Below are 25,559 nucleotides of genomic sequence, written 5' to 3'. Positions count from 1 at the left end.
AAGGAATGGCTACCGCCGCGAAAGTCGCGAAGTCGCACAAGAAGCCGAAGTTTTCCACCCGCCACCGCAACCGCTGCCGGATTTGCGGGCGTCCCCGGGGCTACTACCGCAAGTTCGGCCTGTGCCGGATCCACCTGCGGGACCTGGCGCTCCACGGCTATCTGCCGGGCGTGATCAAGGCGAGCTGGTAAGGCTCGAGGAGCAGATCATGACGATGAGTGATCCGATCGCGGATCTTATGAGCCGCATTCGCAACGCTATCTTGAGCAAGCACGACCGCGTGGACGCGCCGCTCTCGAAGGTCAAGCTGGCGTTCGTCAAGGTCCTCAAGGACGAGGGCTACATCGAAGATTTCAAGGTGGTCGAAGAGAAGCCTCAGGGCGTCCTGCGCATCTACCTGCGCTACGACGACGAGGGCACTCCGGCGATTTCGCACCTGGCGCGGATCAGTAAGCCTGGCCGTCGGGTGTACCGCGGCGCCGACGAGGTGCCGCAGATCAAGAATGGTCTGGGCGTGGCGATCGTCTCCACCTCCCATGGACTGCTGTCCGATGAGCAGGCGCGAGCCCAGCGGGTGGGCGGCGAAGTCCTGTGCGAGATCTGGTAGAGGGGGATTGAAGAGATGTCTCGTATCGGAAGAATGCCGATTCCCGTACCCCAGGGCACCAAGGTGAATCTCGCCGAAGGCGTGTTCACCGCCGAGGGTCCCAAGGGCAAGGTTTCGCAGAGTGTTTTCGACGGTTTTTCCGTCGCCATCGAGGACGGCGAGGTCAGCGTCGGCCGGCCGAGCGACTCCGGCACCGACCGCTCCATGCACGGCCTGCTCCGGTCCCTCGTGTCGAACGCCGTCGAAGGCGTGTCGACGGGCTTCAAGAAGGAACTAGACATCGTCGGTGTCGGTTACCGGGCCGAGGTGAAGGGCCGCGAGGTACATCTCGCCTTGGGCTACTCGCATCCGGTGATCTACTCGATTCCCGAGGGAATCGACATCGAAATCGACAAGAATTTTCATATGACCGTGACCGGCGCCGACCGCCAGCAGGTCGGCCAGGTCGCCGCGGAATTGCGCAGTCTGCGCAAGCCGGACCCCTACAAGGGCAAGGGCATCAAGTATTCCGACGAGGTCATTCGTCGCAAGGTGGGTAAGGCCGGCGCTTAACAGCGCGTCCGGTTCGAGGAGAGTGTGATGAGCGACTATCAGGCGAAGCGAAACAAGCTCAAGCGGCACCGCCGCAACCGCTCGCATCAGCGGCTGCGCAATCGGGTGAACGGCACCACCGAGCGGCCCCGGCTCGCCGTGTTCAAGAGCCTGCGGCACATCTATGCGCAGGTGATCGACGATACGGCCGGCCGCACCCTGGCCTCTGCCAGCACCCTCGACGCCGATGTCCGCGGGCTGTTCGAAGGCGCCAGCGGCAACAAGGCGGCGGCCACCGCGGTGGGTACCACCATCGCCGAGCGAGCCAAGGCCCAGGGAGTCGAGACCGTGGTCTTCGACCGTGGCGGCTTCATCTATCACGGCAAGATCCAGGCGGTCGCCGACGCGGCGCGCGAAAAAGGACTGAAGTTCTAAGGAGAACAACGTGGCCAGGAACTTTGAGCGCGACAGCGAGTTTTTCGAGCAGGTAGTACACATCAACCGTGTCACCAAGGTGGTGAAGGGAGGGAAGAACTTCTCCTTTTCGGCGCTGGTGGTGATCGGTGACGGCAACGGCCGGGTCGGCTATGGCTCCGGCAAGGCGAAGGAAGTTCCTTCGGCGATCCGCAAGGGCATCGACGTCGCGAAGCGCAACATGATCCGCGTGCCGATGAAGGGCTCGACGATTCCCCACGAGGTGCTGGGAGTCTTCGGCGCCGGCCGGGTGCTGCTGAAGCCCGCCTCGGAAGGTACCGGGGTGATCGCCGGTGGTCCGGTGCGCGCCGTCCTCGAGACGGCGGGAATTCAGGACATTCTCACCAAGTCTCTGGGCACCACCAACCCGCACAACGTCATCAAGGCGACCTTTGCCGGCCTGCTCTCGCTGCGTACCGAGTCCCAGGTACGCCGCCTGCGCCGGCTGCCGAAGCGGCAGAAAGCGGCCGCCGGTGGGAAAGAGTCGACGGAGAAGAAGGCCGCGAGCGACGATCATGAAGCGAGCGTGGCCTGAGGCCCTTTGCGGACGCGAAAGTTCTAGGACGGGAGTTGAGAGATGGCGAGCAACGAAAAGCGGATCAAGATCCGTCAGGTGCGTAGCGCGATCGGGACCAAGCGTCCCCACCGCGAGGTATTGAAGAGCCTCGGGCTGCGGCACCCCCATCACGTGGTCGAGCGCGTCGATACCCCGGCGGTGCGGGGCATGGTGGCGAAAATCTCCTACATGGTTGAAGTGGTCGAGGAAGCATCATGAATCTGCACGATCTGTCCCCGGCGAAGGGGTCCAAGAAGAACAAGAAGCGCATCGGCCGGGGGCCTGGTTCGGGGCTCGGCAAAACCGCCGGCAAGGGCCACAAGGGACAGCGTTCCCGCAGTGGATTCTCCCGTCGTCTCGGTTTCGAGGGCGGCCAGATGCCGCTCGTCCGGCGCGTTCCGAAGCGCGGGTTTACCAATATCTTCCGGGTCGAGTACTCGGTGGTGAACCTGTCGTCCCTGGCGGATTTCCAGGGCGACGTGACGCCGGAGTCGCTGGTCGCCGCAGGCCTGGCGCGCAAGAATCGCCCGGTCAAGATCTTGGGCGATGGGGAGGTCGGCAAGGCTTTGAAGGTGACCGCCCACAAATTCAGCAAGAGCGCCCGCGAGAAGATCGAAGCGGCCGGCGGTAGCTGTGAGGAGCCGGGCTCGTGATCGAGAGCTTCCGCAATATTTTCAAGATCGAGGATCTGAGGAATCGGATCCTCTTCATGCTGGGCATGCTGGCGGTGTATCGCGTCGGCTGCTTCATCCCCACGCCCGGGGTGAACTCCGGTGCGTTGCTGGAGTTCATGGAGCAGAACCAGGGAACGATCTTCGGCTTCGTCAACACCTTCACCGGTGGCAGTCTGAGCCAGATGGCGATTTTCTCCTTGGGGATCATGCCGTACATTACGGCCTCCATCATCCTGCAGCTCTTGACGGTGGTCTGGCCGTATCTGGAGAAACTCTCCAAGGAAGGCGACCTCGGGCGGCGAAAGATCACCCAGTACACCCGCTACGGCACGGTGCTGATCTCGATCGTCCAGTCGACCGGTATCTCGTTGTTCCTAGAGTCCACCACGCTGCCTTCGGGCGCTCGCCTAGTGGAGTCGCCCGGTTGGGGTTTCCGGTTGATGACCATCATCACCCTGACGACCGGCTGTGCGGTGGTGATGTGGCTCGGTGAGCAGATCAGTGAACGAGGTATCGGCAACGGCATCTCTTTGATCATCTTCGCCGGCATCGTGGTGGGACTGATTCCGGCTATCATTCAGACCTTCCAGGCGGTGCAAAACGGTAGCCTGAACGCCATCGGCATGGTCATCCTGGTGATTTTCATGCTGGCGGTGGTGGCCTTTATCGTCTACATGGAAAAGGCTCAAAGACGCATCCCCGTGCAGTACGCCAAGCGGGTGGTGGGCCGCCGTGTGTACGGTGGTCAGAGCACCTACCTGCCGCTGCGGGTGAACACCGGCGGCGTGATTCCGGTGATCTTTGCCAGTTCGGTGGTGATGGTGCCGCAGACCATCGGCCAGTTCTTCCAGGAGCAGGAGTGGATCCAGCAGATCGCCAACGCCATCTCCTGGGGGCAGCCGCTGTACTACTTGCTGTACGTTGCGACAATCATCTTCTTCTGCTACTTCTACGTGTCGATCATCTTCAACCCGGCGGATCTGGCCGACAACATGCGCAAGTACGGCGGCTTCATCCCGGGCATCCGGCCGGGCAAACGGACGGCCGAGTACATCGACCGCATTTTGACCCGCATCACCCTGGTGGGCTCGCTCTACCTGGCGGTGGTGTCGGTACTGCCGGACTTCCTGTTGAACGGCTTCAAAGTGGCGGGGCTTCCGTGGATCGGCGCGACGCTCGATTCCTACGCGCCGACTTGGTTCACCGATGGCCTGGGCATTCAGTTTTACTTCGGCGGTACGTCGCTCCTGATCGTCGTCGGTGTGGCGATGGACACGGTGCAGCAGATCGAAAGTCAGCTCGTGATGCGCAACTACGAGGGCTTCATGAAGAAGGGCCGCGTGCGGGGCCGACGGTAGAATCATGCGCCTCGTTCTCCTCGGCCCGCCGAATTCCGGCAAGGGCACCCAGGCCGCGCAGTTGGCGGAGCACCTGGGGATCCCGGCGATCTCGACCGGCGACATGCTGCGTGAGGCAGTGGCCGAGGGCAGCGAGCTGGGCCGGCGGGTAGACAGCATCATGCAGTCTGGCCGGCTGGTGGACGATGAGACGATGGCGGCGGTGGTGCGCGAGCGCCTCGCCAAGGTGGATGCGGCGAAGGGATTCTTGCTCGACGGCTATCCGCGTACTCTGCCCCAGGTGGAGACCCTGGAGGGGTTGCTGGCGGACGCCGATCGGGAACTGGACGCGGCGGTACAGATCGTCGTCCCGAAGGAGATCCTGATCGAGCGGGCCTTGGCGCGGGGCCGCAAAGACGACAGCGCCGAGGTGATGGAAGAACGATTGAAGGTCTACGGGGAATTGACGGCGCCGCTGGTCGGTTACTACGGCGGGCGTTCGCTTCTCCGAACGGTCGACGGGGATCGCTCCATCGACCAGGTGTTTGCGAGCATCCTGGAGGCGATCGGCCGGTGAGCCGGTCGTCGACCACCCGGCGGGATGGACCGGCCGGGACGAGAGTGGACGAGGATTAGTTTGTCGAAAAAAGAAGAAGCGATCGAGGTCGAAGCGACCGTCGTCGAGCCCCTGCCGAACACCATGTTCAAGGTGGAACTCGAGAACGGCCACCAGGTGTTGGCGCACATCTCCGGAAAGATGCGCAAGCACTTCATCCGGATTTTGCCGGGGGACAAGGTGTTGGTAGAGCTGTCTCCCTACGACCTTAATCGCGGTCGGATCGTCTACCGCTTGAAGTAGACGGAACCCACGAGGTGGAACCATGAAGGTACGAGCGTCCGTCAAACCCATGTGCCCGAAGTGCACCGTCGTCCGCCGTAAGGGCGTCGTGCGGGTGATCTGCGAAAACCCGAAACACAAACAGCGTCAGGGGTAGAGGAAAGCCATGGCACGTATTGCAGGGGTGGATCTGCCCCAGAACAAACAGGTCTGGGTCGGATTGACGTACATCTACGGCATCGGTCGGACCCGGTCGCTGAAGATTCTCGAAAAGGCGAAGGTCGACGAAGCCACCAAGGTTCGGGACCTCACCGAAGACGAAGCGCGGCGCATTCGCGACGTGGTGACGGAAGAAGGGCGGGTCGAGGGTGACCTGCGCAAAATCGTCAGCCAGCACGTCAAGCGCTTGATGGAGATCGGCTGCTACCGCGGCGTCCGTCACCGCAAGGGTCTGCCCGTCCGTGGGCAGCGGACCAGCACCAACGCTCGCACCCGCAAGGGACCGCGGCGCGGCGCGGTCGCGGGCAAGAAGAAGGTCAAGAAGTAGGGACGAGGTAAGAAACTATGGCCAAAGCGGGAGCAAAGAAAGATCGCAAGAGCAGCAAGCGCAAGGAAAAGCGCTCGGTGCCTCACGGCGTCGCCCACATCCAGGCGACCTTCAACAACACGATCGTCTCGATCAGCGATCCGGAGGGCAATGTCCTCACCTGGTCGTCGGCCGGCAAGATGGGCTTCAAGGGTTCTCGCAAGGGGACTCCCTTCGCCGCCCAGATGGCCGCCCAGAACGCCGGCCATCAGGCCAAGGATCAGGGCGTGCGGACCGTCGACGTGATGGTCAAGGGACCCGGCGGCGGCCGGGAAGGCGCGGTGCGGGCTCTGCAGTCGGCGGGGCTCGACGTCAAGTCGATCAAGGACGTCACGCCGATTCCGCACAACGGCTGCCGGCCGCCCAAGCGTCGGAGAGTCTGATTTTTTCCCGACCTTTGCAGGGTGGCAAAGACTCGTTTGCACTCTGCGACCGAGCCCGAAGGGCGAGGCGGCAGCGAAGGTGCCGTGGACGGGGCGAGCCCGCAGTGTTTTTCGGGCGAGGGGGCTCCTAGCCCCCTCAAGAGAAATAGCTAGCAGGACTGCCGAAGAAATCCGCGAAGCGGTTTCAGCAGATCGCTGGCTCGCGTTGTTCCAAGATGAATTCTCCGTAGCCTCGGGGAGATAACGTTCGAAGGAGAACACCAGTGGCACGTTGCACGGGATCTGTTTGCCGGCTTTGCCGCCGCGAGAAAATGAAGCTCTTCTTGAAGGGCGATCGTTGTTTCAAAGACAAGTGCGCCATCGAGCGCCGGGGCTATCCGCCCGGGCAGCACGGTGGGCGTCGGGCTCGCCGTACCCTGGGCTATGGCCTACAGTTGCGGGAGAAGCAGAAGGTGAAGCGCATCTACGGCATTTTGGAGAGCCAGTTCCGTGGCTACTTCAAAGAGGCCGATCGCTTGCAGGGAATCACCGGTGAAAATCTGCTGGCGCTCCTCGAACGCCGCCTGGACAACGCCGTGTACAGCCTCGGCTTTGCGGCCTCCCGCGCCCAGGCGCGGCAGCTCGTGCGCCATGGCCACGTCTCCGTGGACGGCCAGAAGGTGACCATCCCTTCCTTCCAGGTTCGCCCGGACCAGGGGATCGTGGTGAAGGAAGCGAGCCGCAAGAACGACCTCATTCGAGCCAGCGTAGAAACGGCGCGCGGCCGTGGCGTGCCCGAGTGGTTGGAACTCGACGCCGAGGATTTCACTGGAAAAGTTCTGCGCCAGCCTACGCGCGAAGACATCAAGCTGCCGATTCAGGAGCAGCTGATCGTGGAGCTGTACAGCCGCTAATCGTCGGTCTGAGCAGCAGATCAACGGGACAAGGAGCAGTCATGCTTTGGAAAGGATTTCAGCGCCCCAAGCGCATTACGGCGGATCGCGACACGCTGACGCCGACCTATGGGCGGTTCATCGCCCAGCCCTTCGAGCGGGGTTTTGGAACGACCATCGGCAACGCCATGCGTCGCTGTCTGCTGTCGTCCATCGAGGGAGCGGCGGTCACCGCCGTCCACATCGAGGGCGTTCTGCACGAGTTTTCTTCGATTCCCGGCGTGGTGGAGGACGTGACGGACATCATCCTCAACCTGAAGCAGGTGCCCATTCGCCTGCACACCGACGAAGAGAAGATCTTGACCCTCGAAACCAGCGAAATGGGCGCCGTAACGGCCAAGCTGCTGGAGGGCGATCCGTCCGTCGAGGTGATGGACGGCGACGTCCACATCGCCACCCTCAATGAGGAAGGCACCCTCAAAATTCAGCTCATGGTGCGGTCCGGTCGCGGCTACATCAGCGCCGACCGCAACTTCGATGAAGGCCTGGGCATCGGTTGGATTCCGCTCGATTCCGCCCACAGTCCGGTGCGTCGCGTGAACTATCGCGTCGAGGCCGCCCGCCTGGGCCAGACCACCGACTACGAGCGCCTGATCCTCGAGGTCACCACGAACGGCACGGTGTCGCCGGAAGAGGCCGTTTCCCGCTCGGCGATGCTGCTGAAGGATCACCTCGGGATTTTCATCGATGCCGAGGAGAGCATCAAGAACGCCGCTACCGAGGCGCCGGATGAGGAGCTGGCCGGCATGGACGCCCTGCTGGCCCGCGCCATCGACGAGCTGGAGCTGTCGGTGCGCTCCGCCAACTCCTTGAAGAACGCCAACATTCACACTCTGCGCGATCTGGTCCGGAGGAGCGAGAAGGACATGCTCGAGACCAAGAACTTCGGCAAGAAGTCCCTCGAGGAGGTGCAGGGTGTCCTCGGCGGGCTCGGTCTGACCTTCGGGATGGACGTGCCGGAAGTGCCGGCCGGAGCCTAGGAGGTAAGCCCCTATGCGTCATGGAATGAAGAACCGCAAGCTGGGGCGGACGTCCGCCCACCGGCGCGCCATGTTCCGCAATCAGCTCCATTCGTTCATGGAGCATGAGCGCATCATCACCACCCTGCCCAAAGCCAAGGAGCTGCGGAGCATCGCCGAGCGCCTGGTCACCCGGGGCCGTCAGGACACGGTGCCGGCGCGGCGCTGGATGCGCACCTGGATCGACGATCGCTCGATGATCAAGAAGGTATTCGAGGAGATTTCGCCGCGCTTTTCCGATCGTCCCGGCGGCTATACCCGCATCATCAAGCTGGGGCCGCGCCAGGGCGACAACGCCGAAATGGCGGTGCTCGAGTTCATCGATTACGACGAGATCGCGGCGGGGCGGGAGCCGGCGGAGAGTTGATCGGCCGGCTGTCGCGATCTGTTGGAAGAAAACGGCGGACCTTTGGGTCCGCCGTTTTCGTTTTGGGAGGCCGGATGTCACCCTCAGGGCGGTTGGTCACAGAGATGCGCCGGCGAGCCGGCATCGGCAGTCCGTGGCTGTGGCTGGCGTTGATTTGTCTTGTCGGTTGCCAGCCCCCCGGCGTTGGCGAGTCGCCGACGGATCGACTCAACGTACTTCTGATCGTCGTGGATACCCTGGGGGCGGAGAGTGTCGGAGCCTTCGCCGGCGAGCGTGGGCCTTTTGAGGGAGACTCGCCGACGCCCCATCTCGACCGTTTGGCGGCAGAGTCGACGGTCTTCCGGCGGGCCTTCTCCACCGCCCCGTGGACTCAGCCGGCGGTCTCCTCCCTCCTCACCTCGCAGATGCCGTCGAGCCACGGAGTCGTGCGTTTGGGCAATGTTCTGGGCGAGGAGCACGAGACCCTGGCCGAAGCCCTTGCAAGGGGCGGCTACCGAACCGGTGCGGTGATCAGCCACAAGCTCGTCGGGGCTGAATTCGGTCACGACCAGGGCCTCGACCATCTCGACGAGACGCCGGTCGGTGGACACGGGGCGATTACCTCGCCGGAAGTCACGGTGCGAGCGCTCCAGTGGCTCGATGCCGAAGAGCGGCAGCGGGAAACTCCTTTCTTCCTGCTGGCGCACTACTTCGACCCGCACTACGTCTACCACCATCACGCGGATTTCGACCGAACCTCCGACTATCAGGGATCGTTGGAGCCGGCGCAGTACATCTGGGACCTGCGCGATAACGCCGCTGAACTCGACGCCGCAGACGCCGCCTTTCTCACCGGCCTCTATCGCGAGGAGGTCGCCTACACGGACCAGGCGGTCGGCGATCTCTTGGACGGTCTGGCGGAGCGCGGGCTCGACGCCCGAACCCTGGTCGTGGTGGTTTCCGATCACGGCGAAGAGATCCTGCGCCGTGGCTGGATCGGCCACACCCGCACCCTCTATGACGAACTGCTCTGGATTCCCTGGATCCTTCGTCTGCCCGGGGGCGTCGGCGCCGGCAGCTACGATGCGCCGGTCTCCCTGCTCGATGTCATGCCGACGATCTTGGATCTGGTCGGCCAGCCGATCCCGGAGACGGCCGAGGGGCGCTCGCTCGCTCCCTGGATCGAGCGTCGGGAGGATCTGCCGCCCCGTCCGGTGGTCGCCGAGGTCTCCTTCGACGATCGAGTGATCGCGCCGGACCGGGTGGGTCAGAAAACCGCCTTCAAGACCTCCGTGATCGATGGGGATCTCAAGGTCATCCACGACCTCCTGAGTGACTCATGGGAGATGTACGACCTCGCCTCGGATCCCCTGGAAACCGAGAACCTCGCCGGCGGAGGTCAGCCGGAAGAGCCCCGCCTGCGGCGCTTCTTGCTGCGTTGGGAGCAGGAGCGCGACGCCGGCGGCGGGGAAGCGGCTCGCACCTTGCGCCCCTCCGACGACATTCTCGACGAGCTGCGCTCCCTCGGGTACCTGCGGTAGCCCGGCGAGTCGCGTTCGGCTGCCCCGGGCCAGGGGGAATACTTCCCCCTCTCCCCACTTGAGTACAATCGTTATATTTAACTATTCAAATATAATGATTCTTGAGAGGGAATGTCCCCCCTCGCTTCTCCGAAAGGAGTCCGTCAATGAAGAACGTCACGTTCCCACGCCTGCGCATCGCCGCTGCGGTCCTGGTTGCCGGCGTGCTGTTCGCCGCCCCCGCACTCGCTTGCATGGGGCCGAACGGCTGTCGCTACAACTGCAACAATGGCGAAGATAGTCTCGCCACCCTCGTGACCTTCCCCGAGCCCGGCAAGGCTTTGATCACCTTCACGGGCTACGAGACGACGGACGTCGAACCGAACAACTCCTGCATTGTTGCCCTGCCACCGGTGGACGGCGTGCTGGCGGTGCGCACGGTAGTGAACCACGACAGCGGCACCGGGGAGCCCCTGGGTTGGGTCGACTTTGCGCCCTCCAAGGTGCCGGGGCGTGAGTTGGCTCGACTTGCCGAGGATCTCGACCTCGCGCCGGACGCCTCGCCCTGGCACGGTTTCTTGACCCGGGTGACGGCGGATATCGATGCCGGCGACCCCAATCACTTTGTCATCGAGGTGACTCTGGATCCGAATCGGTCGATCTTCGAGTTCTTGGACTCACTGCGCCGCGACGGCATCTGGGCTACCAGTTCGTCCGATGCCCTCGGCAATCCGACGCCCGATCACAACCATTTCGAGAGGATCTCCGAAATGGAGTTGATCGTTGTTTTCCCGTCGCCGTAGGTCTAGGGAACTCCCGATGGGAGCTGGACGGTTCGCCCGGCTCCCGTCGGTTGCCCTTTGCCCTCAGGAGTAGCTGACCGCCGGATAGAGCACCCACAGGGCCCAGCCGAGCACCCGCCGAAACACCGGATTGAATACCTGCCAGGCGACAATCAGACCGATGAAGGCAAAACCCGGCTGACTGGCGATGAAATCCCGATAGCGCCCGGCGAGATCCAAGGGCATGGCCAAGGTGATGACGGAGCTGCCGTCGAGCGGTGGTGCCGGGATCAGGTTGAAGACAAATAGCAAGAGGTTGAGGGTGAAGGCGATCGACAGCACCAGCGCCGCTCCCTCTGCCCAGCCGCCGGCCGCCGCTTCGGTGATGGAAGAAAAACCCACCTGGTCCGGTGCGGTGAAGGTTTCCAGGACCACGCCGATGCGGATGGCCAGTCCGGCGAGCACAGCCAGCAGCAGGTTGGCCGTCGGACCGGCGAGCGCCATCAGCGCCTCCCGGCGCGGATGACGCCGTGCCCACATCGGATCGTAGGGGGCGCTGGCCCAACCGATCATCCAGCCGGAAAGGGCGAAGAACAGGATCGGCACCACCACCGTGCCGAAGGGCGAGCGCTGGATGTGGGGAATAGGGTTGAGGGTCACTTGGCCACCCTGGTAGGCGGTGGGGTCTCCCATGCGCAATGCCGCCAGGGCGTGCGCTCCCTCATGGCACACCAGCGAGAAGAGAAACACAAGGTACCAGGCCAGGCCCAGTAGAATCGTCTCTTGCAGGAGTGGTCAGCCCTTCCTTCTCACGAGCTACGTTCGGCCGCTAGGCTTCCGACTCGTCCTTGATCTGATACTCCGAGATGAGCTTCTCCTGGAGCTGCTTGGGCAGTTCTTCGTAGTGCGAGAACTCCATGGTGAAGCTGGAACGGCCCTGGGTGATGGCGCGCAAAGCTTGGGCGTACTCGAGCACTTCGGACATCGGCGCCACCGCTTGAATCACCTGCGCGCCGTTCTTCGACTCCATTCCCTGCGGCCGGCCGCGGCGCTGCGAGAGATCGCCGATCACGTCGCCGGTGAACTCCTCGGTGGTGGTGATGTCCAGATGCATGAAGGGTTCGAGGATGGTGGCGCCGGCCTTCGCCATGGCGTCCTTGTAGGCCAGGGACCCGGCCACTTTGAAGGCCATTTCGGAGGAGTCCACGTCGTGGAACTGGCCGTCCTGTAGACGCACCCGGAAATCCACCATCGGGTAGCCTGCCAGGAAACCGCGATCGCGCGCTTCGAGAATTCCCTTTTCCACCGCCGGCCGGTAGTTCTGGGGGATGGAGCCGCCGAAGATTTCGTCTACGAAATCGAAATCTTCGCCCCGCTCCATCGGTTCGATGCGGATCCGGCAGTCGGCGAACTGACCGCGGCCGCCGCTCTGCTTCTTGTGGCGGCCGTGGCCGTCGGCGGCGCGCTTGATGGTCTCCCGGTAGGGGACCTTCGGCGGGTGCAGGATCACGTCCACGTTGTATCGGCTCTTGAGCTTGGCGACGGTGATCTCCGCGTGGCGGGCGCCGGAACTCGACAGCAGGAACTGGTGCGTCTCCTGGTCGCGGCCGGTCTTCAAACCGATGTCCTCGTCCATCAGGCGGGCCAGGGCTTCGCCGATCTTCTCCTCGTCGCCCTTGGCCTTGGGCTCGATGGCGAACGACATGGCGGGGATCGGGATGCGGATCCACTTGAGCTTGACCGGCCGGTCCTTGGCGCAGAGGGTGTCGCCGGTGACCGTCTCCTTGAGCTTGGCGACGCCGCCGATGTCGCCGGCGACCAGCTTCGAAACCTGGTCGCCCTGCTTGCCCTGCAGCGCCATCAGGTGGCCGACCTTTTCGGTCGCCTCGAGGCGCGAATTCCACTGCACCTGGTCGGCCGGTAGGGTGCCGCTGGCCACCCGCAAGAGGGATATTCGGCCGCTGAACGGGTCCTGCAGGGTCTTGAACACCAGCACCGACAGAGTCTCGTCAGAGCCCTTGACCTCGACCGCTTCACCGCCGACGTCGGTGGCTTCGAACATTCGATCCAGGGGTGTCGGCGCGAGATCGACAATCGAGTCGAGGAGGGTGGAGGTGCCGATGCCGTGCATGCCGGCCCCCATGGTCACCGGAAACAGCTTCGAGTCGCGCACCGCCGCCCGCAGGCCGTCGGCGAGCTGCTCTTCGCTGAGGGTGCCCTCGTCGAAGAAGCTCTCCATCAGCGCATCGTCGGTCTCCGCCACCGCCTCGATCAGCCGGTTGCGCCAGGTGTCCACCTCGCCCTCGACCTCCGAGGGCAGATCGATCTCCTTGGCCTTGCCGTTGCCGTCCTTGTCGAACAGGTAGGCCGTCTGAGTCACCAGATCGACCACTCCGGAAAAGCTGTCCTCGCGGCCGAGGGGCACCTGGATCGGCACCACTTCGCGGCCGAAGTTCTTGGTCATCTCCTTGACCGAGGCGCGCATGTCGGCGCGTTCGCGATCCATCTTGGTGAGGTGGATCAGCACCGGCCGGCCGTGTTCGCGAGCCTTGTTCCAGGCCTTCTCGGTGGTGACCTCGACCCCGCCGACGGCGTTGACGCACAGCAGCGTGGCGTCCGTGGCGGCCATCGCAGCGCGGGTCTCCGGAAAGAAGATGCCGTAGCCCGGGCAGTCGATCAGATTGATCTTGTGCTTTTTCCAGGGGGCGAAGCAGGCCGCCAGGGAGATCGAAATTCCGCGCTCGATCTCTTCCGAGTCGAAATCGGTCGTCGTGTTGCCGTCTTCTACGCGACCCGGCCGTTTGACGGCGCCGCTGGTGTAGAGCAGGGCGCCAACGAGGGTGGTTTTGCCGCTGTCGTTGTGCCCGGCGACGGCGAGATTGCGAATCTTCTCGGAACTCTCGACCTGCATTCCCGTCCTCCTATGATGAGCTAAAATAAGGGCCGCCAATATACCACAAGGCTTGCTCCCCGAAGGACCCCTAGGACACCGGTTCGTCGGGTCGTAAAACGAAAGGAGTCATCACTTTAGAGGCAGCGGCGAGGCATCCCTCGCCGCCCTCCCGCGGGGCTTCCGATGGATCTGCCCGGAACGGGCGCCGAAGCCGTCGATCCGCTGCTGCCGGAGACTGTTAGAATCTCTTTCTCCTCCCGATCAAACTATGGCCTCTTCTTCGAATCGACTCGGTCGCTACGAGGTTCTGCGCGAACTCGGTCGCGGCGCCATGGGCGTCGTGTACCTGGCGCGCGATCCGCTGATCGGCCGGCTGGTCGCCATCAAGACCTTCGAGCTCAGCCCGTCTGTCGAGGCGGCGGAGCGCAAGCACCTGCGGTCGCGCTTCATCCGCGAAGCGCAGAGCGCCGGCATGCTGTCCGAGCACCCGGGCATCGTCACAATCCACGACGTGGCCGAGACGGGGAGTTCCGGCGGCGCCTTCATCGCTATGGAGTATGTCGAGGGCACCAACCTGAAGGACGTGATGCGGCGCGGCGAGGCGATCGACCTACCGGTGATCGCCGATCTCGTGGGACAGATCGCCGAAGCCCTTGACTACGCCCACGAGCGGGGGGTGGTGCACCGCGATGTCAAGCCGGCCAATGTGCTGGTAACACGTGATCGGCGGGTCAAGATCACCGACTTCGGCATCGCCCGCATCGAGGCCTCCAATCTCACCCGCGACGGCCAGATGCTCGGTACCCCCAACTACATGGCGCCGGAGCAGGTGAAGGGCACCGAAGTGGACCACCGGGCAGACATCTTCTCGTTGGGGGTCATCATCTACGAGTTGCTGACCCGCAAGAAACCCTTCCAGGGCGAGAACTTGACGGTAGTGACCCACCGCATCGTCTATGACGATTTCACCCCGCCGGAAGAGCATGTGCCGGACCTGCCGGCAGGCCTCACGGGGATTCTGCAAAAGGCCCTCGCCAAGAGTCCGGCCCGACGCTATGCCAAGGCCGGTGAAATGGCCGACGCGCTGGGGCGGGTGATCGAGAATCACCTCGGATTGCCGAACGAGAGGGCAGCGGTCGCCGGCGGCGACCCGCCGGCGGTGCCCGCCGCTCCGGCGAGAGTCGGTGCCGAATCCGTTCCGGGCGCCGTGGTGGAGGAGGCGACGCCGTCACCGGAGGCCTCGCCGGCGCTGGCCGCTCCGGCGGACGATCTCGGTCAGCCGGAACGGGCGGCGCCGGTCGCCTCGCCGTCGGGCCGCAGGGCCGCCTCGTCTCTGGCTCGCTGGGAGACGGTACTCGAAGGCCGGGGAACCTCCCTAGGCCGCCTTCTCGCCATCGGCTCGATGGCCGCCGCCGTCGCCCTGCTGTTGGCCGGTGGCCTGGTGGTGTGGGCCAACGGACGGATTCCGGAAGCGCCGCCGGACGACGGATCGTCCCGCCGCCAGGCGCAGTTTCTCTCCTTGATGAAGGAGGGGCGTCGCGCGATGCAGGCGAACGATCCCGCCACCGCCGCGGTGGTGTTCCGGCGCGCCGAGCGGTTGGCGCCGCAGCCGGCCCGGGTGCGGCGCCTGGCGGACGACGCCCAGCGCAGCATCGCCACCGGTGAGCGGCGTGAAGCCCTGCTGACGGTGGCGCGGGAAGCGCTCGACGAACGCAACTACCTCGATGCCCGTGCCGGTGCCCTGGGAGTACTGGAGATCGTCGCGGAAGACCCCGAGGCGTTGGAGATTCTCGCCGCCGCCGATGAGGCCTTGGAACGCCGGCGAGCGAGCGAAGGGCGATCGGCGGCGGTCTCCCCCCGCGATCCCGGCCGGGCCGGGCCACGCCGCACCCCCCGCCGGCCGGCCGCCGACCCGCCGACCCTCTCCGCCCGGCCCTCGGCCGAGGCGCCCCGGGGGCCGCCGGCGGATTTGGCGGTGGAGTTCACTACCGAACGGCCGGAAGGCACCGTTCGCCTGCTGGCGGACGACGAGGTGATCTTCGCCCGCTCCTTCGCCTTCTACGAAAAGGGTGGTCTGTTCGGCAAGCGCAAGATCCCGCAGTCCGGCAAGATCACCGCCCCGCCGCTGCGCCTGGCGTCCGGCGTGCGCACCTTGGTGGTGGAGGTAGACCTGGAGGGGAGTTCCCGCCTGCTGCGCCGTCAGGTGCGGGTCGACGTGCCGGCGAACGGCCGGGTGCGCCTGCGCATCGCCGTGCCGCGCACCGGGGATGTCTCGCTAGAAATCGACTAGACCGCCGGCTGGTGGACGGTTACCGGTCCCATCTCGGCAAATTGTCCTTCCAGCTCCGCCGCCGGACCGGCGGCGACGATCAGCAGCCGCTCCGGGTGGAGGTAGCGCCGGGCGACGGTCAACACCGTGTCGCGGTCGACCGCCCGGACGGCTTCCGGATAGGTGTCGTAGTAATCATCGGGCAGGTCGTAGATGACGAAGTTTTCGAGCCGAGTCGCCAGGGCGCTGACCGTCTGCAGGGTGTACGGGAAAACCCCGATCAGGTAGTTCTGGGTGTCCTCCAGCTCGTCCGCTCCCACCTTCTCCTCGCGGATCCGGTTCAACTCGTAGAGCACCTGGCGGGCGGCGGCACCGGCCACCTCGTTGGCCACCGCCGCGCTGACGGTCAGCGGCGCCGGCCCGCGGCGGATGGACATCTGGCAAGCGGCGCCGTAGGTGTAGCCGTGGCGCTCGCGCAGATTGAGGTTGATGCGGCTGGTGAATTTTCCGCCGAGGAGGGAAGTCATCACCGCCATCGGCATGAAGTCCGGATCCGTTCGGGCGAGACCCTCGTGGCCGATCAGGAGCTGCGTCTGGGCGGCGCCCGGGCGGTCGACCAAGTGGACTTCGGTGCCGGTCAGGTGAGTCGGCGTCGAGGCCGGCGTTGCCGGCGCCTCGGCCGAATCCTGATGGCCGAGCACCGCCGCCACTTCATCCACCAGGACTTCCGGATCCTGGTCGCCGATGACCGCTGCCACGGCGCCCCGGAAGCGGTAGTGGCGACGGTAGAAGGTCTCGATCTGGTCGCGCTCGAAGGCCGCCAGGGACCTCGCTGTGCCGACCGGAGAACGACCGTAGGGAGCATCGCCATAGATCCTGCGGCGGAATCGGTCGCGGGCCAGGAACGCCGGATCCGAGGCCAGGCGGATCAGCTCCGCTTGGCGGCGCTTGCGCAGGCGCTCGATCTCCGCCACCGGGAAGGAGGGTTCGAGGGCCAATTCGGTGATCAACCCCAGCCCTTGCCGCCGGTGATGGCCAAGTAACTCCAGGGACAACGACCCGATATCCCAGGTGGCACCGGTCGCCAGGCGCCCGCCGAGGCGTTCGACGGAGGCGGCGATCTCCAGGGCATCGCGGTGCTTCGTTCCCTCTTCGAGCAGCAGGCCGGTGAAGGAGGCGAGACCGGCTTGCGCCGGTCGGTTGTGCTCGGTGCCGGCGGCGAATGCCAACTCCAGGCGCACTAGGGAAGTCTTCTCCTGGCGCGCCGCCAGCACCGTCAGTCCATTGTCCAGCCGCCGCCGGACGAAGGGCGGAAATCGGAAGGGGCGCACCGGCCCGGCCTTCGGCGGCCGGGAACGATCGAGGGCGGGAAAGGTCACGGCCCGGTCCCCTCAGCGGTCGCCGCCGGCTGGGATGGTTTCGCACCCTGCTCTCGCGGCACCACCGTCACCACGACTCGGCGGTCTCGGCGCAGGTAGCGCCGGGCGAAGCGCTGGAGATCCTCCGGTGTCAGGCGGGCATAGTGCTCGAGGGGCGCCGTCGCGCGCAGCGGATCGTCGAATAAGGTAGTGCTCTGGGACAGCAGATCGGCTCGGCCGTCGAGCTTCTGCAGCTCCGAGTGATAGTCGTGGAGCAGGGTATTGCGGGCGCGCGCCAGATCCTCTTCCGCTACCAACTCGTCGCAACAGCGGTCGAGGACCTCGTCGAGACAGTCGGTCAACTCGGCCGGATCCGTCTCCGGCGAGGCGGTGGACGCCAGGTAAAAGGTCGAACACAGCTCCGTCGGAAACAGATAGGTCACCTGATCCTGGGCCACCTGCCGCCGGTAGATCAGCTCGCGGTACAGCAGACTCGATTTGCCCGCCGACAGGGCGTTGGCGAGCAGATCCCCGGCGTACCAATCCGGCTCTCCGAAGCGGGGTCCGCGATAGCCGAGATAGACCCGCGAAAGCTTGACGTCGTCCGGCAGCAGTACGCGCTGTTCGCCCTCGAGGGGCGGCGGTTCGGCGACCACCGGTTCGACCACCGGGCCGCGTGGGATCGGGCCGAAGAAGTGCTCCACCCGGCGCAGGGCATCGTCCGGATCGAAGGATCCGGCGAGGGTGAGCACCGCGTTGTTGGGGGTGTAGAAGCGCCGGAAGAATTCCGTCACGTCGTCGAGGCTGGCCGCCGCGATGTCCTCCATGTAGCCGATCACCGGCCAGTGGTAGGGATGATCCGCCGGATAGAGCGCTTCGTGCAGCCGCTCGAAGGCCAGGCCGTAGGGCTGGTTGTCGATACGCTGGCGGCGTTCGTTCATCACCACTTCGCGCTGCGTGTCGAGCTTTTCCTGGGTCACCCCGGGCAGCAGAAATCCCATTCGGTCCGACTCCAGCCACAGACCGAGGTCGAGGTGGTGGGCCGGCAAGGTCTCGAAATAGTTGGTGCGGTCGTACCAGGTGGAGCCGTTGGTCACGCCTCCCACCTGCTGGATGTAGCGGAAATGCTCTTGCGCCTCGACGTTCTCGCTGCCCTGAAACAGGACGTGCTCGAAGAGGTGCGCAAAGCCCGTGCGGCCTGGCCGCTCGTTCTTCGAACCGACGTGATACCAGAGGTTTACGGTGATCAGCGGCAGGCTCTCGTCGCGGTGCAGGACCACCCGCAGGCCGTTGTCCAGGGTGTGACGCTCGAAGGCGAGGGCAGGTTGGGCCTCAGGGCTCATCGGTGAGGAATCGGACTGGCAGGGCGCTGAGGCGCCTAGATTTCACGGTGTTGGACCGGTGCTGTGACGACCGGATGCCGGCAGTGTATGGGCGGGCTTCGAAAGGTGTCAAGAAACGCGATGATGTCTGCGTCCTTGACATACGCCGTGTTACCGCCGTACCATCCATCCATGGGCGAAAAACCGGCGTACCTCACCGAGCGGCAGAAGCAGATTCTCGAGTTCATTTTGGAGTTCCAGGGCGAACGCGGTGTCTCTCCGACCCACCGGGAGATCTGCGAGCGCTTTGGTTACTCCTCCTACGGCACGGTCTACAAGCATCTGAAACTGCTGCAGGAGAAAGGGTACCTGCGGCGCGACTGGAACCAGAAGCGCGGAATCGAAGTGGTCGAGCGGCCGGGAGCCGGCCGGGGCGACTCGGACGAAGCGCCCCTGGAACTGCCGTTTTTCGGACGCATCGCCGCCGGTCAGCCGATCGAGGCGGTCACCGACGAAGACCGTATCGGTGTGCCGGACCACCTGGTCGGCGCTCGCTCGAACGAGCACTACGTTCTGCAGGTGGTCGGCGACTCGATGATCGACGAGGGTATCCACGAGGGCGACCTGGTGGTGGTGCAGCGCCGTGAAGTCGCGCGCCCGGGCGAGATGGTGGTCGCCCTGGTGGGCGATGACGCTACCCTGAAGCGCTTCCATCCGGAGGGCGAGCAGGTGCGCTTGCAGCCGGCGAACAAGAACATGGATCCCCTGTTCGTTCCGGCAAGAGACCTTCGTATTCAGGGGGTGGCGGTGGGATTGATGCGTAGGTTTGAGTGACGAGGGCGTAGTCGTGCGCATCTGCGGCGTCATGCGCGATTTCTGAATCCTCGACGTACTGCAAGTACGCCTCCGGTTCAGAAACCGCGCGGTCCTTGCATCTGCAGGCACCTCCACGCTCTCTTGTGCTCCGGCCTGTCCCTCGAGAGCCTGATGCAGGGGCGCCTCGCGAGGCGCCTGGTTTGCTCCTCAGAACAACTCCCGCTGCCGCATCACCTCGGCGCCTTCGAGGCGCAAAAGCCACTTCTTGCGCTCGACGCCGCTGGCGTAGCCGACCATGGATCCGTCGGCGCCGATGACGCGGTGGCAGGGGATGAGGATGCCGATGGGGTTGTGGTGGTTGGCCTGGCCGACGGCCTGGGTGGCGCCGGGGTCACCGATGGCGTTGGCGATCTCGCCGTAGGTGCGGGTTTCGCCGTAGGGAATGGTCAGGAGCTCCTGCCACACTCGGCGGCGGAAGGTGGTGCCCGGAGGATCTAGAGGCAAATCGAAGGTCATCCGGTTTCCCGAGAAATAGTCATCGAGCTGGTGGGCGAGGGAGGCGAGGAGCGGAGCGGAAGGATCCTCGGTGGCCCCCGCTCGCTCGGCTTCTCGCTGGACATCTTGGGCCGTGTCAACCTGGCCCAGGCGGACGATCGCCCGGTTCCGACAGATCCCAAAAAGGCGCCCTAGCGGGTAGGCGAGGGTTACAAAGCGGGGAGTGTCGGTGCGGGGCATGGACAGAAGTCTCGTAGGGATTGCGCCAACGGTTGGGAGGAAGGATACAATCGGGCGCCGAAGGAATCCGAATCGATGAGTGTGAAAACCGCAGAGGCTCAACCGGAGGAGAAGAGCGGGCCGGTCAAGGTCCTCGATCGCCTGCTCCGCTTCACCACCAAGAAGGGCGCCTCGGACCTTCACCTGAAGCCCACCCGTCCGCCCCTTCTGCGGGTCAACGGCAAGCTGACGGCGATCGACGCGGATCCCCTCGGTCCGCGCGACATCGGCCGCATGGTGCTGCCGATCCTCAACCCCCAGCAGAAGAAGCGCCTCGAAGAGAAGATGGCGGTGGACTTCGGCTACGGAGTGAGTGGCCTGGCCCGTTTCCGCGGCAATCTCTACATGCAGCGCGGCACCCTGGCGGCGTCCTTCCGGCGTATCCCCTACGACATCCGTTCCGTCGACGATCTGGAACTGCCGGACACGCTCCTCGACTTCTGCGACCTGCCGATGGGTCTGGTGCTGGTCACCGGTCCCACCGGCAGCGGCAAGTCCACCACTCTGGCGGCGCTGATCAAGCACATCGTCAGCCGGCGGCCGGTGCACGTCATCACCATCGAAGATCCGATGGAGTTCCTGTTCACGGACGGGGTCGCCAGCTTGTCGCAGCGCGAGATCGGCACCGACACGGTCACTTTCGCGGAGGCCCTACGCAACTCGCTGCGGCAGGATCCTGACGTGATGATGGTCGGTGAGATGCGCGACACCGAGACCATCAGCACGGTGATCACAGCCGCCGAAACGGGTCACCTGGTGTTCTCGACCCTGCACACGAATAGCGCTTCTCAGACCATCGACCGCATTCTCGATTCCTTTCCTTCCGCACAGCAAGGTCAGGTGCGGGCGCAACTCGCCCAGGTGTTGAAAGGGGTGATCTCCATGAAGCTGGTGGAGCGCTCCGACGGTACCGGCCTGGTGGCGGTACTGGAAATCATGAAGATGTCGCCGAAGATCGCCAAGATGGTCGAGAAGGGCGAGACCTCGAGCATCCTGGAAGAGATCGAGTCGTCCGTCGGCTACTACCGCATGCAATCGACCAACCAGTCGCTGCTCGCGCTCCTGGTGCACGGCACCATTCCCTACGCCGAAGCGGTCCGTCAGTCGCCAGATCCGGAAGACCTATCTCTCAAGCTGCGCAAGATGTTTCCGAAGATCGAAGAAAGGGGAGGGGACATGAGTCCTTCGACCGCCGATTTCTCCCAAATTCTCGAACTGCAAGAGTTCCGCAGGCTGTACGAGGAGCAAGAGGAGAAGACCAAGATCCGCCTGGCGGACAAAGACCAGCTCATTTCCGAGGCCGAAGACCGCATCGCCGACCGCGATCGCCAGCTCGAAGAACTCTCCGGGCGCATCCAGGAAATGTCCGAAGAGCAGGACAAGATGCGCAAGGACTACGATCGCCTGAAGCAGGAAGCGCAGGAGAAGATCGACAAGCAGAACCTGCGGATCAAGGAGCTGAACCAGAAGCTGCTGTCGGAAGACAAAAAAGGGTTGTTTAGATAACGAGGGCGGATGCACCCGCATCTGCGGCGTCATGCGCACCATCTGCGTCCTCGACCTGATACCCGCACGCCTGCGGCTCAGAAGGCACGCAGTCCTTGCATCTGCAGGCGCCTACGCCCTCCCTTGAAGGTGGTGGGCGGGTGGTGGATATCCCGCCTGGTTCGCAACCCACGCGGTCCCTGCATCTGCGGGCAGCTCCGGCCTCTTTCGGCGGCAAGAGGAAGTCCGTCGCGGGCTCCTCCGGCGGGAATGCGGCCGTCCTTTCCATCGTTACCCTGCTCATGCATGACCTCGTGGCGGGCCGGGCCGCCGCGCCGCGGTTCTGCAGCCTCCTGTCATGTCCAACGAACTCCTCCAAACGGCTCTCGCAGCCGCCGAAGCCGGTGCCGAGGTGGTGCGTGGCTATTTTCGCGCCGCCGACCTGGAAGTGCGGGAAAAGGCGGCCAATGATTTTGTAACCGCGGCGGATACCGGGAGTGAACGAGCGATCCTAGAGGTCGTTCGGGGACGCTTCCCGGATCATCGGATTCTGGCCGAGGAGGGCGGTGGGGCAGAGGAGTGCGGCAAGGGATCCAGCGGTGGAGCGTCGCGACGGAACGAGGTGGAGTGGATCATCGACCCCCTGGACGGCACGACCAATTTCGCCCGCGGCTTGCCGATGTTCGCCATCTCCGTCGCCTGCCGGCGGGGCGGTGAGATGCAGGTGGGGGTGATCCTGGAGCCGCTGCGGCGGGAGGTGTTTCGTGGCCGGCGCGGCGGCGGGGCAGAGTGGAACGGCCGGCCGATGCGGGTGTCCGGCGCCGCCGGCCTCGCCGGGGCGTTCCTCGCCACCGGCTATCCGTTCAAGGCCCATCGTGCCCTGGATGCCTATCTGGGGGTCTTTCGGGAAGTCTTCTTGCAGGCGCGGGCGATCCGCCGCTGCGGCGCTGCCGCCCTCGATCTGGCCTATACGGCGGCCGGGGTGTTCGACGGGTTTTTCGAATTTCGCCTGGCGCCATGGGATCTAGCGGCCGGCACCTTGCTGCTGGAAGAGGCCGGTGGGCGGGTCTCGGACCTCGATGGCGGTACTCGCAGCCTCGAAACGGGTAATATCGTCGCTGGCAACGAGGCGGTGCAGCGGGAACTACGCCACATCGTCGCCGCCATCGTCGATGAAGCTGCTCTCGACCGCCTCGATCCCCGGCCCCCTGCCGCGGCGCCGGATCCCTCGGTCTAGCGGAAATCAAGACTCGTGAAGCACTGGAAGCTCAAACTGCCGTCGCGCCGATCCCCGTCTTCGACCCTACCGGTTCCTACCGGCGGCAAGTCGCAGGCGAGTCGGTCTCGGGAGGCGAAGCCTTCCGCCTTCGAAATTCAGTTTCATCCGGCGGACATCCGCCGCCGGGTGCGCTACCTGTTCTTGAGCCGCCGCCAGGCGGTCGGGGTCGCTTTGGCGGTGCTTGCCGTAATGATCGGCTTTGCTCTTTCCCTGCGGGCGATGCCGGAGGCCGTGCGGGCGCTCCTCGGACGTCGTGAACTGCCGGCGCTGGAGGCCGAACGGGAACGGCAGGGAGGGCGGCTGGGGGTGCTGGTCGAGCGATTGGGTGAGCTGCAGGAACGCGGCGAAGACCTGCGCTTCAAGGTGGACAAGATCTCCCTCGCCTACGGTTTATCGCACGATGAGTCGATCGGCCAGGGAGGATTCCCGGTGGCCCCCGAGGCCACCCCCATTCCGAAGTCGAATTTTTCGAACGCCATCCGCAACGGCCAGGTCCTACGCGCCGAGATTGAAGAAGAGCTCCAGGTGCTCGACGCCTTCCTGGTGGAGATTCGGGATCTTGAAGAAGCCCATCAAGAGCGCGCTCGCATCACCCCGTCGGTCATCCCCCTGCGGGGCGAGAACTTCCTGTTGACCAGCCCCTACGGCAACCGACGGAGCCCGTTCACCCAGGCCCTCGACTTCCACGCGGGGATCGATCTGGCGGCCCCCATCGGCAAGGAGATCCACGCTCCGGCGGAAGCGGTGGTGGCCTTTGCCGGGCGCTATCCTCGGCGCCAGAGCGTGTCCTGGTGGCGCTACGGCAACCTGGTGGTTCTGCGCCACGGTGATCGCTTCATCTCGCTCTACGGTCACTGTGACGAAGTGCGCGTGCGCCGCGGCCAGCGGGTACGCCAGGGCGATGTCATCGGCACCGTCGGCAATACCGGCTGGAGCACCAGCCCGCACCTCCACTACGAGGTGCGTAGCCGGCAAGAAGATGGAACCTTCCGACCGATCGACCCGCGCATCTACATCCTCGACTACCGCTGGAGCGACGAGGAGCGGACCTTGATCCGATCGCGCAACGCTCCCGCTCTCGACGATTTCGAGCCCCTGCCGGCTTTGCTGGGCTCTTGAGTTCGAAGGATCGACCGATGGCCGAACCCACGCCTCCCACCATGATCGTCCCGCAGGGAACCGAGATCCAGGTCGATTCCCACGGCCAGCTCTCGATCCGCGCGCCGGGGAATCTGGTGCTGCAAAACTCCGGTTCCTACGGCAAGATCGAATCCATGGCGGGTTCCATCCGCATCGACCGCGGGGTCGAGGTGGAGGCGGTGAGCGTCGAGTGCGCGGCGGCCTGCTTCGTCCAGGGCAGCTTGACCGCCTGGAAGGTCAAGGCCAGTTCTCTGCAGCTCGAGGAGTCGGCGCGCGCCAATATCGTCCTGCAGGAGACGGAGCGGCTGGAGATCGGCCGCGACGCCCGGCTGGTGGGAAACTTCTCGAACGAGAACGATTTGTTTCTGCTCTTTTCGCGTTTCGCCCGTCAGTTTCGGGCATTGCCCTTCTATCGCGGAGGCTCCGAGGACAAGGAACAGGATCCTCCGTCCCTCGAGGCGCCAGCCGTTGACGAGTCGCCGAGCGAAGACGATCCCGTGGCCGCTGCGCCGGTCTCGGCGGCGGAGCCATCGGCGGCGGAGGCCGAGAGCCTGGCAGGCAAAAATGAGCGCCTACCGGAACTGCTGTTCTTCGCGCTGGTGTTGCTCGAACGGGATGTCGCCCGCAAGTCCTACGGCACCAATTCTCAGCGGGTTCTGGAGGAGATCGTCAAACTGCTCGAGGGTCGCGATCTCGAAACCCTTCGGCACACCCACCGCACCCTCTTCGATCGGGTGATCGAGCCGGGCGATGACGTACTCCGCGCCAGCGAGCTGATCGCCAGTCACTTCCAGAGTTCCTGACCCGCGAGCCTCCCCTCGGGAGCCTTCTCCCTTCAAGTATTCAAAATTTTTAAATTTCTTTTTATTTCTATATAAAAAGAATGCGTTGAGTGGAATTCGTTACCTGACGTTTTGCTGACGTTCGCCTTCGACCATGGCGCATCCGAGAAGGTCCGAGCAGTTCGACGAGCGAGCCAGCCCGGCCCTGTCTCTATGACATGGATCAAATCTATGACCCGTTCCACCTCGTTCCTAGTTCGCCTGTGGGCCGAGCCTCGGCAGGTCCCGGGGGCGTCCGCGCCGGTGAGGGGATTTCTTAGGAATCTTCAAACTGGTGAGGAGCATTACGTGGCGGATCCGGCGGCGGTTAGCGAGTTTCTGTCGCGTTCCGTGAACGTGGGTGAGGCCCAGGAAGAGCGGTCTGACTGGAGTGAGGCGGGTTGATGAACGAACGACCATTCTGCGTGACGGTTTCGGCGCGGCGCGAGCCCCGAGGCCACTTTGAAGAAGGAGGTTGAGGATGAGGGAGAAGGCACAATTCTCCAAAATTTTGATTGCACTGGTCGCGGGATTGTGGATCGCGGGCGGTGCTCTCGCCCAGATCGGTCCGGGACCCTTTGCTGCGTTTCCGACCGCGGATCCGGCGGACAGCCGTTTCCTGGGCTTCGGTTGTGCGGGGATCGAGACGATCGAGGATCAGGTGAGCATCGCCCTATCGATTCCGGCCTCGGCCACGGATTTCACGTTGAGCTTCTTCGACGGTGATACCGGCGGCACGGACGTCGACGGTTTGGAGCACTGGGATGTGGGTGATCGTCAGTTGGTGTTCAGCCTGTACGCGGATCCCTTTCTGCAG

Annotated in this window: 30 protein-coding genes; 25 read left to right on the top strand and 5 right to left on the bottom strand. The window is 64.4% G+C overall.

Features of this window, described 5'->3' with window-relative positions:
* Positions 1 to 5: 5 nt before the first annotated feature.
* The 18 genes from AAF481_19615 (at position 6) to AAF481_19530 (ending at position 10,606) form a co-directional block, all read left to right on the top strand.
* Positions 6 to 191, top strand: a complete 186-nt coding sequence (locus AAF481_19615) for a type Z 30S ribosomal protein S14 (protein ID MEM7483378.1) — start codon at positions 6 to 8, stop codon at positions 189 to 191.
* 17 nt (positions 192 to 208) lie between these two features.
* The gene (rpsH, locus tag AAF481_19610; protein ID MEM7483377.1) at positions 209 to 607 is read left to right on the top strand and encodes a 30S ribosomal protein S8; all 399 of its coding nucleotides are present in this window, start codon (positions 209 to 211) and stop codon (positions 605 to 607) included.
* Between the two features lie 15 nt (positions 608 to 622).
* Positions 623 to 1,159 carry a 50S ribosomal protein L6 gene (rplF, locus tag AAF481_19605; GenBank protein ID MEM7483376.1) on the top strand — a complete coding sequence of 179 codons (537 nt, stop codon included), beginning with the start codon at positions 623 to 625 and terminating at the stop codon, positions 1,157 to 1,159.
* A 27-nt stretch (positions 1,160 to 1,186) separates the two neighbouring features.
* On the top strand, positions 1,187 to 1,573 hold the full coding sequence (rplR, locus tag AAF481_19600) for a 50S ribosomal protein L18 (protein ID MEM7483375.1): 387 nt from the start codon (positions 1,187 to 1,189) through the stop codon (positions 1,571 to 1,573).
* Positions 1,574 to 1,583: 10 nt separating this feature from the next.
* A complete protein-coding gene (gene rpsE, locus AAF481_19595) occupies positions 1,584 to 2,147 on the top strand; it encodes a 30S ribosomal protein S5 (GenBank protein MEM7483374.1) in 564 nt (187 codons plus the stop codon).
* A gap of 42 nt (positions 2,148 to 2,189) precedes the next feature.
* Positions 2,190 to 2,387 (top strand): 50S ribosomal protein L30, encoded by a 198-nt coding sequence (gene rpmD, locus AAF481_19590; protein MEM7483373.1) that lies wholly within the window; start codon positions 2,190 to 2,192, stop codon positions 2,385 to 2,387.
* Positions 2,384 to 2,821 carry a 50S ribosomal protein L15 gene (gene rplO / locus AAF481_19585; GenBank protein ID MEM7483372.1) on the top strand — a complete coding sequence of 146 codons (438 nt, stop codon included), beginning with the start codon at positions 2,384 to 2,386 and terminating at the stop codon, positions 2,819 to 2,821. Before rpmD ends, rplO begins: the two co-directional genes overlap by 4 nt.
* Positions 2,818 to 4,200 carry a preprotein translocase subunit SecY gene (secY, locus tag AAF481_19580; protein ID MEM7483371.1) on the top strand — a complete coding sequence of 461 codons (1,383 nt, stop codon included), beginning with the start codon at positions 2,818 to 2,820 and terminating at the stop codon, positions 4,198 to 4,200. The genes rplO and secY overlap by 4 nt, the downstream gene beginning before the upstream one ends.
* Before the next feature lie 4 nt (positions 4,201 to 4,204).
* Complete coding sequence (locus AAF481_19575) at positions 4,205 to 4,756, top strand: adenylate kinase (GenBank protein ID MEM7483370.1); 552 nt, start codon at positions 4,205 to 4,207, stop codon at positions 4,754 to 4,756.
* Between the two features lie 60 nt (positions 4,757 to 4,816).
* A complete protein-coding gene (gene infA / locus AAF481_19570) occupies positions 4,817 to 5,038 on the top strand; it encodes a translation initiation factor IF-1 (GenBank protein MEM7483369.1) in 222 nt (73 codons plus the stop codon).
* Between the two features lie 22 nt (positions 5,039 to 5,060).
* The gene (gene rpmJ, locus AAF481_19565) at positions 5,061 to 5,174 is read left to right on the top strand and encodes a 50S ribosomal protein L36 (GenBank protein ID MEM7483368.1); all 114 of its coding nucleotides are present in this window, start codon (positions 5,061 to 5,063) and stop codon (positions 5,172 to 5,174) included.
* A gap of 9 nt (positions 5,175 to 5,183) precedes the next feature.
* On the top strand, positions 5,184 to 5,564 hold the full coding sequence (rpsM, locus tag AAF481_19560; protein MEM7483367.1) for a 30S ribosomal protein S13: 381 nt from the start codon (positions 5,184 to 5,186) through the stop codon (positions 5,562 to 5,564).
* A 17-nt stretch (positions 5,565 to 5,581) separates the two neighbouring features.
* Complete coding sequence (rpsK, locus tag AAF481_19555) at positions 5,582 to 5,986, top strand: 30S ribosomal protein S11 (GenBank protein MEM7483366.1); 405 nt, start codon at positions 5,582 to 5,584, stop codon at positions 5,984 to 5,986.
* A 263-nt stretch (positions 5,987 to 6,249) separates the two neighbouring features.
* Positions 6,250 to 6,879 (top strand): 30S ribosomal protein S4, encoded by a 630-nt coding sequence (rpsD, locus tag AAF481_19550; protein ID MEM7483365.1) that lies wholly within the window; start codon positions 6,250 to 6,252, stop codon positions 6,877 to 6,879.
* A gap of 41 nt (positions 6,880 to 6,920) precedes the next feature.
* The gene (locus tag AAF481_19545) at positions 6,921 to 7,898 is read left to right on the top strand and encodes a DNA-directed RNA polymerase subunit alpha (protein ID MEM7483364.1); all 978 of its coding nucleotides are present in this window, start codon (positions 6,921 to 6,923) and stop codon (positions 7,896 to 7,898) included.
* Positions 7,899 to 7,911: 13 nt separating this feature from the next.
* The gene (gene rplQ, locus AAF481_19540) at positions 7,912 to 8,304 is read left to right on the top strand and encodes a 50S ribosomal protein L17 (GenBank protein MEM7483363.1); all 393 of its coding nucleotides are present in this window, start codon (positions 7,912 to 7,914) and stop codon (positions 8,302 to 8,304) included.
* Positions 8,305 to 8,378: 74 nt separating this feature from the next.
* On the top strand, positions 8,379 to 9,824 hold the full coding sequence (locus AAF481_19535; protein MEM7483362.1) for a sulfatase: 1,446 nt from the start codon (positions 8,379 to 8,381) through the stop codon (positions 9,822 to 9,824).
* Positions 9,825 to 9,970: 146 nt separating this feature from the next.
* On the top strand, positions 9,971 to 10,606 hold the full coding sequence (locus AAF481_19530) for a hypothetical protein (GenBank protein ID MEM7483361.1): 636 nt from the start codon (positions 9,971 to 9,973) through the stop codon (positions 10,604 to 10,606).
* A 63-nt stretch (positions 10,607 to 10,669) separates the two neighbouring features.
* Here AAF481_19530 and AAF481_19525 read toward each other — a convergent pair whose 3' ends face one another.
* Together AAF481_19525 and fusA are read right to left on the bottom strand one after the other, a co-directional pair.
* The gene (locus tag AAF481_19525) at positions 10,670 to 11,335 is read right to left on the bottom strand and encodes a site-2 protease family protein (GenBank protein ID MEM7483360.1); all 666 of its coding nucleotides are present in this window, start codon (positions 11,333 to 11,335) and stop codon (positions 10,670 to 10,672) included.
* A 79-nt stretch (positions 11,336 to 11,414) separates the two neighbouring features.
* Entirely contained in the window at positions 11,415 to 13,496 is a 2,082-nt protein-coding gene (gene fusA / locus AAF481_19520; GenBank protein ID MEM7483359.1) for an elongation factor G, read from the bottom strand.
* Between the two features lie 250 nt (positions 13,497 to 13,746).
* Between fusA and AAF481_19515 the strand changes: the two genes are divergently transcribed.
* Positions 13,747 to 15,768 (top strand): serine/threonine-protein kinase, encoded by a 2,022-nt coding sequence (locus AAF481_19515; GenBank protein ID MEM7483358.1) that lies wholly within the window; start codon positions 13,747 to 13,749, stop codon positions 15,766 to 15,768.
* Here the strand turns inward: AAF481_19515 and AAF481_19510 are convergent.
* Together AAF481_19510 and AAF481_19505 are read right to left on the bottom strand one after the other, a co-directional pair.
* Positions 15,765 to 17,126, bottom strand: coding sequence for a pitrilysin family protein (locus AAF481_19510; protein MEM7483357.1), 1,362 nt, complete (start codon positions 17,124 to 17,126; stop codon positions 15,765 to 15,767). The two genes, AAF481_19515 and AAF481_19510, sit on opposite strands and share 4 nt — an antisense overlap.
* Positions 17,123 to 18,448: a pitrilysin family protein gene (locus AAF481_19505; protein MEM7483356.1), complete on the bottom strand. Its 1,326-nt coding sequence runs from the start codon at positions 18,446 to 18,448 to the stop codon at positions 17,123 to 17,125. The genes AAF481_19510 and AAF481_19505 overlap by 4 nt, the downstream gene beginning before the upstream one ends.
* 171 nt (positions 18,449 to 18,619) lie before the next feature.
* On the opposite strand from AAF481_19505, the gene lexA reads away from it, so the two are divergent.
* Positions 18,620 to 19,261: a transcriptional repressor LexA gene (lexA, locus tag AAF481_19500; protein MEM7483355.1), complete on the top strand. Its 642-nt coding sequence runs from the start codon at positions 18,620 to 18,622 to the stop codon at positions 19,259 to 19,261.
* Positions 19,262 to 19,450: 189 nt separating this feature from the next.
* On the opposite strand, the gene AAF481_19495 is transcribed toward lexA, so the two are convergent.
* Positions 19,451 to 19,978, bottom strand: coding sequence for a methylated-DNA--[protein]-cysteine S-methyltransferase (locus tag AAF481_19495; GenBank protein MEM7483354.1), 528 nt, complete (start codon positions 19,976 to 19,978; stop codon positions 19,451 to 19,453).
* A gap of 75 nt (positions 19,979 to 20,053) precedes the next feature.
* Here AAF481_19495 and AAF481_19490 point away from each other — a divergent pair, with 75 nt between their 5' ends.
* From AAF481_19490 to AAF481_19470, 5 genes are all read left to right on the top strand, one after another.
* Positions 20,054 to 21,523: a PilT/PilU family type 4a pilus ATPase gene (locus AAF481_19490; GenBank protein MEM7483353.1), complete on the top strand. Its 1,470-nt coding sequence runs from the start codon at positions 20,054 to 20,056 to the stop codon at positions 21,521 to 21,523.
* 337 nt (positions 21,524 to 21,860) lie between these two features.
* On the top strand, positions 21,861 to 22,739 hold the full coding sequence (locus tag AAF481_19485) for an inositol monophosphatase family protein (protein MEM7483352.1): 879 nt from the start codon (positions 21,861 to 21,863) through the stop codon (positions 22,737 to 22,739).
* 15 nt (positions 22,740 to 22,754) lie between these two features.
* Positions 22,755 to 23,900 (top strand): M23 family metallopeptidase, encoded by a 1,146-nt coding sequence (locus tag AAF481_19480; protein ID MEM7483351.1) that lies wholly within the window; start codon positions 22,755 to 22,757, stop codon positions 23,898 to 23,900.
* A 17-nt stretch (positions 23,901 to 23,917) separates the two neighbouring features.
* Positions 23,918 to 24,724, top strand: a complete 807-nt coding sequence (locus tag AAF481_19475) for a hypothetical protein (GenBank protein MEM7483350.1) — start codon at positions 23,918 to 23,920, stop codon at positions 24,722 to 24,724.
* Between the two features lie 499 nt (positions 24,725 to 25,223).
* On the top strand, positions 25,224 to 25,559 hold a 336-nt coding region (locus AAF481_19470), incomplete at its 3' end, for a hypothetical protein (protein ID MEM7483349.1).

This window comes from Acidobacteriota bacterium, from assembly GCA_039030395.1.
Taxonomy (GTDB): Bacteria; Acidobacteriota; Thermoanaerobaculia; order Multivoradales; family JBCCEF01; genus JBCCEF01.
Note: the sequence above shows the minus strand (reverse complement) of the source record. Positions and strands in the feature narration are given on the sequence as shown.